This window comes from Neisseria sp. CCUG17229, from assembly GCF_047839235.1.
Lineage (GTDB): Bacteria > Pseudomonadota > Gammaproteobacteria > Burkholderiales > Neisseriaceae > Neisseria > Neisseria brasiliensis.
Map to the genome: position 1 here is coordinate 684,771 of NZ_CP181247.1, position 11,781 is coordinate 696,551.

Consider the following 11,781-nt stretch of genomic DNA (forward strand, 5'->3'; position numbering starts at 1 on the left):
TATTAAAAATATCAAAAAATAATGGAAAATACACTAGACAGTATTCAGTAAATTCTTTATTATTCGGTCTTCTTGATTCACAGCGCAATAGCGAAGTGATGAGGATGCACCCGTAGCTCAGTTGGATAGAGTATCTGGCTACGAACCAGAGGGTCGGGCGTTCGAATCGCTCCGGGTGCGCCATTAAGAAAATCCTTTATTCCGCGCCCATCGTCTAGCGGTTAGGACATCGCCCTTTCACGGCGGTAACCGGGGTTCGATTCCCCGTGGGCGTGCCATATAATTAACAAAAGCCTTACTGGATTCAGTAAGGCTTTTGTTTTATCCTTAAATGATTTATTTAAATATCATTCATTTGATAAAAAAGAGCGGTTAACTTATTTTTATCTTTCAGACGGCCTTTTATTCAAGGAATCGGCGTACACTGTTGGCTGTCATCCATGATGAGAAATAAAGCTTATGTATCAAGGTGAGCGTTTTAATGCGTATAGCCATTTGGTCGGTGCGCTGCTGGCGTTGACCGGTGTGGTGTTGCTGATTGTGAAGGCGGTTGAGGATTTTGATCCTTACAAACTTGCCAGCGCGATTACTTATGGCGTGTGCTTGCTGCTGTTGTATTTGGGCTCGACGCTGTATCACAGCATTCCGCAGCCGAAAGTGAAAGCAGTGTTGCAGAAGGTAGATCATTGCATGATTTATCTGCTGATTGCAGGCAGCTACACGCCGTTTACGTTGGTGACGCTTAAGGGTGGTTGGGGCTGGTCGCTGTTTGGCGTGTCGTGGGGATTGGCCTTATTCGGTATCATTCAGGAATTGACCATTGGGCGTAAGAGTGAAAAACGTTTGTTGTCGATGATTATTTATGTGGTGATGGGTTGGTTGATTTTGGTGGCGATGTATCCGCTGGCAATGAGCTTGTCGGCAGTGGGACTGTTTTGGCTGGCTTTAGGCGGTGTGTTATACAGCGTCGGGATTTACTGGTTTGTGAACGATACCAAAATCAAATATGGCCACGGTATTTGGCATTTGTTTGTGATGGCAGGCAGCCTGGCGCAGTTTATTTGTATTTATTTTTATGTTTTATAAGTTTCAGACGGCCTTTATGAAAACTAAAAAAACCTCTCCATTTAACACGGAGAGGTTTTTGTTTGGCTATTGTTTATCGTGGAATTCATGGAATTCGTATTGGTAAGACAATGGTTTGCCGGCTTTGGTTTGTGCCAAATAATCGTCGTACACCGCGCGGATTTCTTTGCGCAGCAGGAAGAGGGCGATTAAGTTGGGAATCACCATAAAGCCGTTAAACATATCCGACAAATCCCACACCAAATCCACTTTGCCCAAGGTACCCAACACAATCGCAATCAAAACCAGCGTGCGGTAAAAACCCAAGTGTTTGCCACGGAATAAAAAGCGGATATTGGATTCACCAAAATAATACCAGCCGATGATGGTGGTAAAGGCAAAGAAAGTCAGGCACACGGCCAGCAGTTGGCCCCCGAAATCGCCGAATGCAATGATAAAGGCTTGCTGGGTTACCGCCGCGCCTTTCAAACCTAAAGTATTGGCATCGGTGAGCAGAATAATCAGCGCAGTAGCGGTGCAGACCAATAAGGTGTCAATAAATACGCCGACAAATGCTGCCATGCCTTGCTGTACAGGGTGTTTCACATTGGCGGTAGCATGGGCGTGCGGAGTCGAACCCATACCGGCTTCATTGGAGAACAAACCGCGTGCTACGCCGTAACGGATGGCTTCACGCATACCGATACCGGCCGCACCACCTAAAACCGCGCTCGGGTCGAAAGCGGCTACAAAAATATGTTGAATCATCGGGCCGATATGGGTGGAGAATTTAATCAGAATGGCCACCGCGCACACAATGTAAATCACTGCCATAAACGGCACCACAAACTGCGCCACATTGGCAATGCGGTTGACGCCGCCGATCACAATCAAACCGGCTAACACCGCCAGCACAATGCCTACTGCCAATGCCGGCACATCAAATGCCACGGTCACTGCCGAAGCAATCGAGTTTGCTTGCGTGGCGTTGCCGATAAAGCCCAAGGCGATGATGATGGCGATGGAGAAAAAGCCGGATAAAAAGCGGGCGGCAGGGCGGCCGATTTTTGGGGTTAAGCCGTGGGTAATATAAAACGCAGGGCCGCCGATGTATTTGCCGTGACTGATGACGCGGTATTTTTGCGCCAAAATCGCTTCGGAAAAAATGGTCGACATGCCAAACAAAGCCGACAGCCACATCCAGAAAATTGCTCCCGGCCCACCGGCGGTCAGCGCGGTGGCGACACCGGCCACGTTACCCGTGCCGATTTGGGCGGAAATGGCGACAGCCAAGGCTTGAAATTGAGACAGCGATTTTTGGTCTTTATCGGCGCCGTCTTTTTTGCTGAACAAACCGCCGAAAACCGACTTGAAACCCGCGCCGAGCTTAGTAAGCTGCGGCACACCCAAATACACCGTGAAAAACAAGCCGATGCCGATTAAGGCATACATCAGCAGGTAATCCCACAGCACTTTATTGACCGCGCCCACCAGCGCAGACAATGTTGCTTCCATAATAAACCTCGAAAAATAAAAAGTTAATCAACGTGCGGCACACAGCGGCAACTACTCCGCTTTAATCCCATTTGATCACCTCGGGCGAGCAGGCCGTTGGTTGAGTAAGAGATTATCCGAATGCTCTTTATGCGTTCTTTAATAAAGAAACATTTTTGGCATCATACGCCTAATCTTGGTTCAAGAAAATACAAAAACTGAATGGATATAACGAAATTTAACATTAAATTGATTTAAACCAAGCCAAAATACAGGCCGTCTGAAAGTTTTCGGCGGTAAAAAACTTATGATAAAATACGCGTTTTTCAGAACAAAATGACTCTTGTGTGGGGTGATTGATTAAAATAAGAATGGCACAAATCCATGCTTACTTTAATCGGTTATCAAACGCAAAAAATCGAAAGGAATCCACATGGCAGGCCATAGTAAGTGGGCGAATATCCAGCACAAAAAAGCGCGTGTCGATGCGCAACGCGGCAAAATTTTTACCAAATTAATTAAAGAAATCACCGTTGCGGCCAAATTGGGCGGCGGCGATCCGGCAGCCAATCCGCGTTTGCGTTTGGCCATGGACAAAGCATGGGATGCCAACATGCCGAAAGACAACGTGCAACGCGCGATTGACAAAGGCACGGGCAATCTGGAAGGCGTGGAATACATCGAATTGCGCTATGAAGGCTATGGCATCGGCGGCGCAGCTTTGATGGTTGACTGCATGACCGACAACAAAACCCGCACCGTGGCCGACGTGCGCCATGCGTTCACCAAAAATGGCGGCAATCTGGGCACCGACGGTTGCGTGGCGTTTAACTTTGAGCACCAAGGTTATTTGGTTTTTGCCGATGCCGACGAAGATGCTTTGATGGAAGCGGCTTTGGAGGCCGGTGCGGAAGACGTGATTGTCGATGAAGAAGGCATGATTGAAGTCATTACCGCGCCAAACGACTGGGCGGGCGTGAAAGCCGCATTGGAAGAAGCCGGTTTTACATCAGTAGATGGCGACGTCACCATGCGCGCGCAAAATGAAACCGTGTTGACCGGCGAAGATGCCGTGAAAATGCAAAAGCTGCTCGATGCGCTGGAAAGCTTGGATGACGTGCAAAACGTTTACACTTCCGCCGTATTGGATTTGGAATAAATCCTGTTGGGTAGTAAGCATGAGAAAAAAGCAGACTGAAATCAGTCTGCTTTTTTTATTGGATAGGCCGTCTGAAAAATTTCAGACGGCCTTGAATTTATCTCAAACACGTGTTTGACGGGTTTTAAACCACATGCACCACACCAATACTACCACAAAGCCAAAATACAAAATGCTCCACACCGGCAAGGCAACGCCGAAAACGTAATCCGGTTCGGCACAATTGCCAAAACCGCGAATAATCGGCTCATACCAGTCAAACAGCGGCCAATCACGCAGGCGGAAAGTCCATGGTGCGCCGCAGGCAGGGGCAGTACCGGCGGGCAGACTTTGAATCCAGATTTGGTAAATGGCCACGCCCATACCGTAAAGTGCCGGAATGCTGACCAACAATGCGCTGATGGTGCGGGCGGCGGCGGATAGTTGGCGGTTGAATGCGGTAAGCAAAGCAACCAAGCCGACGGCCAATACCATTAAACGCTGCACAATACACAGCACGCAAGGATTCATGCCGATGATGTATTGCAAAATAAACGAACCACACGCAGCGGCGGCGGACAGGGCGACAATGCCCCATAAGGTTGAGCGGAATAAGTTCATCATCCTAAAGCCGTTTCAGACGGCCTATTCAATAGTTAATATATTTTTGATTATAACGCTTTGGGTGTGTTGGTGGAATCGAATGTCAAAATAATGAGGCCGTTTGAACGTAAAATATTGGCTTTCAGACGGCTTGAGACCTTTGTAAAATCCCCAGATTTGAGTGCAGTTCGAAGTTAGAGCAGTGCAGAAAGCGAAGACATATCATTAAGATAGGCGAGCTTTCGAGCAGCGCATAACGAAGAAATGTGCCAAAGATGGGGATTTTGCAAAGGTCTCAGTCTATCTTTATTTTCGCCTTGGAATCAACCAATTCCATTGCTCGCGGAATGTATCTTCCAAGACTTTTTGCTTTTCTTGCGGGGTACTTAAACCATCAGTTAATTGTCCGTAATCCAAGGTAATCGAAGGATTATGCACCGAGCCTTTGATTTTCAACGGCACAGGGCGCGAATCGGGATTGCGGGCATTGTAGATGAGCAGCTCTTCCGATAATTCCTGCTTTTCCAAATTGGTAAAACCGCTGCTGATGACGCGCACGCTGTCGGACAATAATTCGGTGTTGATATGGTGGCTGACGCCTTTTTCAATCACGCTGTGCAGCGAAAAGCGGTGAAACGGCGTTTGCAGGTTATTTTCGGTGTCTTTTTTAATATTGCCGCTTTGTAAGATGTTGTTCATGTCGATGCCGTGCCATGCGCCGTCTGAAACATCCAGGCTGAGTGTGCCGTCTAAAAGCTGTAATAAACTGCGGCGGTCTTGGCCTTTGGAGGTCAGGTCAATCACCGCATCGCCTATGCCGCTGAAGCTGTGAAAGCCGAATAAATCTTGCAGTAATGGGCGGATTTGCACGCCTTGCGCGTTTTGCTGTAAGTGGTAAGAAATCGGCGTGGTGTTGGCCATGCTGATGCCGCCTTCGGTTTTGCCGCCATATAAACCGGCTTTGAAATTGGTGAAGGCGATGTGCTGGCGATTGGCCGAAATCAATGTTTCAACATTTTCCAACTGCAAACCGGGAAAATTCATGCTGTCGATTTTAACCTGCGCTTCGATGTCGGGCAGGCTGTCGTCATTGAGAAATTCAGGGTAAATATTGCCCGATTGGGCTTCTAAATCTTCCCAGTAGGGTGCAAGAGAGAGTTTTTGCAAGGCGAGACCGGCTTCAAGCAGCGGCACTTCGCCGGCTTCATTGCTGTATTTTAAGCTGAGGGCAGCCGGTTGGCGGTCGAAATAGCCATTGAATTTACCTTGCCAATGCCTGAAATCAGTCAGGCTGAAGCTGCCGTCGAGTAAGCTGATGTAGCGTGGTCGAGGTGCGCGGTTAACCGTATCCTGCATGGTGGTAATGTGGATGGCATCGGATTTTAAACCGTCGGTTTTTTGCCAAACCAAAGGCCCGGAAACGGAAAGATTGGTTTGCCATTGTGCGGTGCGGTGATTGGCATTGAGCTTAAAGCCTTCCAGTGAAGCCTTGCCGTTGATCAGGTTGCCTTTATCCAATTTCAATGAGCCGCTCCATTGGTCAGCTTCGCTGCCAGCGGTGAATGCGCTGTTGAATGTGCTCACAAAGACATGATCAGTATCGAAAACTAGCTGAGGTACTTGCGCAGTCAGGTGGAAGTCACGGTAGGAGCTGTCGGCACGCAGGGAAAGATTACTTGCCTGCAATGAGCTTTGTTTCGGCAGCCAGGTAAGCGCGCTGTCAGCGGTGACTTTGATGATTTCATCATTCAGACGGCCTTCAGCATTTAAATGGAATTTAGGGATATTCCAACCGTTGGTGGCGGTTGCCAGCAAACCAGAACCTTTCCACGAAACCGGTATTTTGCTGTGATTGAAATTGCCGCTGATGCCGAATTCACGCGTGCCTGCATCGGGGGCTTTGGCATTTAAACCGAATTGTTCGATCAGGTATTCACTGTTAATCAGGCGCAAGCGTAAGGTGCTGTTTTCAATAATCAGCCGGTTAAGATTGGCGTTGCGGCTTTGTTGTTGCCAAATGTCTTGTAGGCTCCATTTGCCGTCTTGCGTGCGTTGCAAGGTGGCATCCGCACCGGAAACTATCCATTTTTCAATAACAGGGCTATCTGCCCACAAACTTTGCCAAGCCAAACCAATCTTCATTTCTTTGATGTGAATGGCAGCCTCTGTACTTCCTGGCCGGCTGATGATCAGATTGTTTAAGGTGATGGTTGGGCGGGGTAACAGTTTGCGTGTAATGTTTTTGTCGAAACGGATGCTGCGTTCGGTTTGTCCCAAGCTTTCTTGGGCAAACTGCTGAATACGCTCGGCGTTGAGAAAATGGTAAACCGATGCATACAGGCTGACAAACATCAAAAATGAGATCAGTAAACTGAAAAAGACGGCTTTCAGCCAGAATTTTCCTGAATTCAGCAAACGGTTTAACATAAAAAAAGAAAGGGGCATACAATCAGAAATGTAGTATAACACATGGGCTATGCAGGAAATGTAAAGTGGGAAGGTGAACGATATAAGGCATATTCAAGTAAACCTAGGCTTTGCAAAGTTATGTCCCGTATAGGCAGCCTGTTTATTTAAATGATATGTCTGTATTTTTGTGCGGATATGGGTTGAAGCCATGGTTAAATCTCGCTTTTACAAAGCCTGCGGACGATCTGTAAAATATGTTAATATCAGATTTCGATATCAGGGAGCGCAAAATGATTATTGTGATGCAAAAACAGGCTTCGGCCGAAGCGGTAACGCGTGTGATTGAGTGCATCCGCAGCCGCGGTTTGCAGGAGCATGTTTCCCAAGGTGAAGAGCGCACCATTATCGGTGCGGTTGGCGATGAGCGCGTATTTCATCCGAATGAATTGGAGCGTCTGCCGGAAGTAGAACGGGCGATTCGGGTGTTGAATGATTGGAAAATCATTAGCCGTGAAGCGCAGCCGCAAGATAGCCGGATTACCGTTCGCGGCGTGGTGTTTGGCGGTGAAAAAATGCTCGATATTGCTGTCGGCTTTAAATCAGATGCCGATGCGGTGTTTATCGACCCGTTTTTTATGTCGGCCAGACCATATGCCGATGTGGACAACAGCAGCGAAAAAGCGCAAATCATTGCCATGCAGCAGGAAATTGAGCATATTCACGAAGCGGGCAAGCCGGTGTTGGTGCGCATTCGTGATGTGCGCCAAATCGAATCGGCTTTGGCGGCGCAAGCGGATATTTTGTATTTGGGTGGCGAATTGATGAGCAACCGTGCCTTGCAGGATGAAGTAGGCCGTCTGAATACGCCGGTGGTATTGTGCAAAGACAAGCACCATCGTGTCGATGATTGGCTGGTGGCAGCCGAACACATCGCTTTGCGTGGTAATCATCATATTATCTTGGGTGAAGCCGGTACGTTGAGCTTCGAGCCGGAGCACACTTACCGCTTGGATGTCGACGCGATTGTGCGCGTGCGTAAAGTCACCCATCTTCCTGTGATTGCCAATATTACCGGCTTGTGGCACAGCGATATGCCGCAAGAAGTGTTGTACCGATTATCGGTAGCCTCGGGAGCAAATGGTGTGGTGAGCAGCTTAGACTAATTTTCTATATGATAAATCAAGGCCGTCTGAAATTATGTTTTCAGACGGCCTGAGACCTTTGTAAACTCCTCCCCATCTTTGGCACATTTCTTCGTTATGCGCTGTTCGAAAGCTTGCCTATCTTTTTGATATGTTTACGTTTTCTGTGTTTGTTTGCTTCGAACTGTACTCAAATTGTGATGTTTAAAATAGAATTTTTTGATTGGAATGAATTGAAATGTTGCAATAAAAAAATGCACCGCGTTAACGGTGCATTTTTTCATATTTAAATCGCAGCAGGATTATTTAATCATGTAATCTACAGCAGCTTTGATTTCTTCGTCGGTCAATGAAGGGTTGCCGCCTTTAGCAGGCATCATGCCTTTCTTACCGGTAAAGCCTTCGATTGAGTGTTTGTACAAAGTGTCTTTACCTTGTGCCAAGCGTTCTTTCCAGTCAGCAGCATCGCCGACTTTAGGGGCGCCGGCTACGCCTGAAGCGTGACAGGCCATGCACAAACCGTCGTAAACTGCTTTGCCGTCAACACCGGCTGTGGCTGGTGCAGCAGCTTCGGCAGCAGGGGCTGCTTCTGCAGGTGCTGCAGTGGCTTCGCCTTCGGCCGTAGAGGCATCTGAAGCAGCAGCTTCAGCAGGGGCAGCGGCTTCGTCAGGATTAGGGAAAGAGCCGCCTGATTTGTTGGCCATAAATACGATGACGCGTTTCAATTCTTGGTCGGTCAAGTCAGCCGCGCCACCTTTGGCAGGCATGGCGTTGAAACCGTTAAGCGCGTGGTTGAACAGGGTATCGAAACCTTGAGCAATGCGTGGCGCCCAGTCGGCGTTGTTTTCCAATTTTGGCGAATTTGGTACGTTGCTGTCAGACGCGTGACATTGGATACAGATTTTATTGAAGATAGCTTCGCCTTGGCGTTCGCCTACCGGAATACCGTCGCCCAACACAATTTGGCCGGTCGGCTGAATACGGGTTTGGGTGGCTGATTCGGTGGTTTGGTCGACATCGCTGAATGATGCACTGCCGGCCAGTTTGATCAGGAAGAATACGGTCGCGAGCAAAATAACGATACCGCTCACAAGGGTGAACAATGCTGAGCCTTGGGCTTTGCTGTTACTGAGTTGTTTCATTTGGTAGGCCTCGCCGTTAGGTTAGGTTGTGCTATAAGGTTATATTTGGTTTGTTAAACGGAATTAACAATATTTTGCTGGATTATACTGAATTAACAGGTGCTTTCCAATCTATCTGCTCGAAATTCTGCAAAAAACTTTAAAAATAAAAATTTTATATGAGTTAAGAGTTTGTAATATATAAATATTCTGCAGATTGATTTTTGTTGCTGTGTGTAGCCTTTCATTCACTTGGTACATTAATTTTGCCAAATACCCGAATTTAAGCTAATCTTACGTTTTTCTGTACCCGTAGCTCAGTTGGAAGAGCATCAGTTTCCGAAGCTGAAGGTCGCTGGTTCGATCCCAGTCGGGTGCGCCAAAAAGCTTATTATGTAAGAGGCCGTCTGAAAAGAGAAGTATTTTCAGACGGCCTTTTGATTTACTTCAAATTATCGCCTTATTTTAAGACTTCGGCAAAGGCATCGGCCACATATTCGACGTTGCTCGGATTCAATCCCGCCACGCACATGCGACCAGAAACCAAGAGATACACGCCGAATTCTTCGCGCAAACGGATAACTTGCGCTTCGGTCAAACCGGTGTAGCTGAACATGCCGCGCTGCTTGATGAAGTAGCTGAAATCTTTATCCGGAATTTTTGCGCTCAACACCTCATACAAACGCTGACGCATAGCACGGATGCGGTCGCGCATGCCATACACTTCGCTTTGCCACAGCGCAAACCATTCCGGCGTGTTCATCACATCGGCGGCGATATAGGCACCGTGGGCGGCAGGGCTGGAATAAATGCGGCGCACGGTGAATTTCAATTGGCCAAATACCAGTTCTGCTTCTTCCTGCGTCGGGCAAACCACGCTCAGGCCGCCGACGCGTTCGCCGTAAAGCGATAAGTTTTTCGAAAACGAGTTGCTCACAAACAGTGGCAAGCCCATGTCGGCGGCTTTGCGGATGGCGTAGGCATCGCTGTCCAAATCTTCCCCGAAGCCTTGATAGGCAATGTCCATAAACGCAATCAAACCACGCGCCTGAATCACGTCCAACACTTTATCCCATTGCGCTTCGGTCATGTCCACGCCAGTCGGGTTTTGGCAGCACGGATGCAGAATCAGCACGCTGTTTGGCGGCAGTGTTTCAAAAAACGCTACCATTTCATCGAATTTCACGCCGATGGTGGCCGGGTCGTAATACGGGTAAGTGCCAACTTCAAAGCCTGCGCCTTCAAAAATGCTTTTGTGGTTTTCCCAAGTCGGGTCGCTGACATAGGCTTTTGCCTCGGGAAACCAACGGTGGATAAAATCGGCACCAATTTTCAATGCGCCCGAGCCGCCTAAAGTTTGAATGGTGGCGATGCGTTTTTCTTTCACGGCAGCATGGTCTTTGCCGAACAACAAATGCTGCACCGCCTCACGATACGCGGCCAAGCCTTCCATCGGCAGGTAAGGGCTGGTGCGCGGTTCAGCCGCACGTTTCACTTCCGCCTGACGCACCGATTGCAACACCGGCATTTTGCCTTCATCGTCAAAATAAATGCCGATGCCTAAATTGACTTTTCCCGGACGGGCATCGTTGTTATACACTTCGACCAAACTTAGAATCGGGTCGCCGGGGTAGAATTCGACATGCTGGTACATGATGTTTCCTTTGAATTGCTCAAGAAAATAAGGGGGATGGTTTTGATGAATCGGATTTTGGCATAAACCAAGATTGTTGACAATTCTATTATCAGGCCATCTGAATATTTAACGCTTTCAAACGGCCTGTTATAATGTCGCGTTTATGTGTAGCCGTTTGAGAGAAGGAAAGATTTATGACGCAAACCATCTGGCAGGCAGGGCGTTTTAAGATTGATTTGGTCGCGCCGAAAATCATGGGGATTGTGAATCTCACGCCGGATTCGTTTTCAGACGGCGGCACTTATTCGCAAAATGTTCAGACGGCCTTACGACACGCCGAGCAGTTGTTGAAAGATGGGGCGGATATTCTTGATATCGGCGGCGAATCCACGCGCCCGGGCTCGGATTTTGTTTCCCCCGAAGAAGAATGGCAACGTGTGCAGCCGGTGTTGGCGGAAATCGGTAAATGGAATGTACCGGTGAGCTTGGATACGCGCCGCGCTGTGGTGATGCAGCAGGCATTAGCGCAAGGTGGTGTGGACATTATCAATGACGTGGCTGCGTTGACGGACGAAGGTGCGGTGGACGTATTGGCGCGTTATCCCGACATCGGGATTTGCCTGATGCACATGCAGGGTTTGCCGGAAAATATGCAGGATAATCCGCAGTATCAAGATGTGGTCGGCGAAGTGGCGCGTTATTTAAATGAACGCGTGGCGGTGTGTGCCCAAGCCGGTATTGCTGCCGAACGCATCACGCTTGATCCGGGTTTTGGCTTCGGCAAAACGCTGCAACACAATATCGCTTTGATGCGCCATTTGCCCGAATTGATGCAGGCCACCGGTTTGCCGATGTTGATTGGCGTGTCGCGAAAACGCATGATTGGCGAATTAACCGGTGAAAACACGCCGTCTGAACGCGTTCACGGCAGCGTGGCGGCGGCATTGGCATCCGTGGCGCGTGGTGCGCAGATTATCCGTGTGCATGATGTAAAGGCCACTTCGGATGCGTTGAAAGTGTGGCAGGTGTTGGGCGTTTAAGCGATGGGTAAATAGCTTAAAGCCGTCTGAAATACAAGTGTAATGAAACCATACCTTTCAGACGGCATCTAATCGCGTTAGGCAGATTTCGTCTGTTGGGTTATCTATCTCTTTTATAATTTTTCTTATATAT

General features: G+C 48.4%; 9 protein-coding genes, 3 tRNA genes and 1 pseudogene. 7 read left to right on the forward strand and 6 right to left on the reverse strand.

Going from position 1 to position 11,781, the window contains the following annotated elements; genetic code table 11:
- Positions 1-106: 106 nt before the first annotated feature.
- The 3 genes from ACM67B_RS03185 to trhA all read left to right on the forward strand — a co-directional run bounded on the left by ACM67B_RS03185 (position 107) and on the right by trhA (position 1,086).
- Positions 107-183 (forward strand) — tRNA-Arg (locus tag ACM67B_RS03185).
- Between the two features lie 20 nt (positions 184-203).
- Positions 204-278 (forward strand) — tRNA-Glu (locus tag ACM67B_RS03190).
- Positions 279-459: 181 nt separating this feature from the next.
- Positions 460-1,086, forward strand: coding sequence for a PAQR family membrane homeostasis protein TrhA (gene trhA, locus ACM67B_RS03195; RefSeq protein ID WP_416190125.1), 627 nt, complete (start codon positions 460-462; stop codon positions 1,084-1,086).
- 66 nt (positions 1,087-1,152) lie between these two features.
- On the opposite strand, the gene ACM67B_RS03200 is transcribed toward trhA, so the two are convergent.
- A complete protein-coding gene (locus tag ACM67B_RS03200; protein ID WP_416190126.1) occupies positions 1,153-2,580 on the reverse strand; it encodes an alanine/glycine:cation symporter family protein in 1,428 nt (475 codons plus the stop codon).
- Between the two features lie 412 nt (positions 2,581-2,992).
- Here ACM67B_RS03200 and ACM67B_RS03205 point away from each other — a divergent pair, with 412 nt between their 5' ends.
- Positions 2,993-3,718, forward strand: coding sequence for a YebC/PmpR family DNA-binding transcriptional regulator (locus ACM67B_RS03205; protein ID WP_416190127.1), 726 nt, complete (start codon positions 2,993-2,995; stop codon positions 3,716-3,718).
- Between the two features lie 102 nt (positions 3,719-3,820).
- On the opposite strand, the gene ACM67B_RS03210 is transcribed toward ACM67B_RS03205, so the two are convergent.
- The 3 genes and pseudogenes from ACM67B_RS03210 to ACM67B_RS03220 form a co-directional block, all read right to left on the reverse strand.
- Complete coding sequence (locus ACM67B_RS03210; RefSeq protein WP_416190507.1) at positions 3,821-4,318, reverse strand: disulfide bond formation protein B; 498 nt, start codon at positions 4,316-4,318, stop codon at positions 3,821-3,823.
- Between the two features lie 124 nt (positions 4,319-4,442).
- Positions 4,443-4,599: pseudogene (locus ACM67B_RS03215) on the reverse strand (lipoprotein signal peptidase).
- Between the two features lie 7 nt (positions 4,600-4,606).
- Positions 4,607-6,652, reverse strand: coding sequence for an AsmA family protein (locus ACM67B_RS03220; protein WP_416190508.1), 2,046 nt, complete (start codon positions 6,650-6,652; stop codon positions 4,607-4,609).
- A 347-nt stretch (positions 6,653-6,999) separates the two neighbouring features.
- On the opposite strand from ACM67B_RS03220, the gene ACM67B_RS03225 reads away from it, so the two are divergent.
- Positions 7,000-7,872 carry a chorismate mutase gene (locus tag ACM67B_RS03225; protein ID WP_416190128.1) on the forward strand — a complete coding sequence of 291 codons (873 nt, stop codon included), beginning with the start codon at positions 7,000-7,002 and terminating at the stop codon, positions 7,870-7,872.
- Between the two features lie 281 nt (positions 7,873-8,153).
- Here the strand turns inward: ACM67B_RS03225 and ACM67B_RS03230 are convergent, their stop codons facing one another.
- A complete protein-coding gene (locus tag ACM67B_RS03230; protein ID WP_416190129.1) occupies positions 8,154-8,993 on the reverse strand; it encodes a c-type cytochrome in 840 nt (279 codons plus the stop codon).
- 285 nt (positions 8,994-9,278) lie between these two features.
- Between ACM67B_RS03230 and ACM67B_RS03235 the strand changes: the two genes are divergently transcribed.
- Positions 9,279-9,354, forward strand: a tRNA-Arg gene (locus tag ACM67B_RS03235).
- 78 nt (positions 9,355-9,432) lie between these two features.
- Here the strand turns inward: ACM67B_RS03235 and ACM67B_RS03240 are convergent.
- Positions 9,433-10,626 (reverse strand): aromatic amino acid transaminase, encoded by a 1,194-nt coding sequence (locus ACM67B_RS03240; protein ID WP_416190130.1) that lies wholly within the window; start codon positions 10,624-10,626, stop codon positions 9,433-9,435.
- A 176-nt stretch (positions 10,627-10,802) separates the two neighbouring features.
- Here ACM67B_RS03240 and folP point away from each other — a divergent pair, with 176 nt between their 5' ends.
- Positions 10,803-11,648, forward strand: coding sequence for a dihydropteroate synthase (gene folP / locus ACM67B_RS03245; RefSeq protein WP_416190131.1), 846 nt, complete (start codon positions 10,803-10,805; stop codon positions 11,646-11,648).
- Positions 11,649-11,781 lie beyond the last annotated feature (133 nt).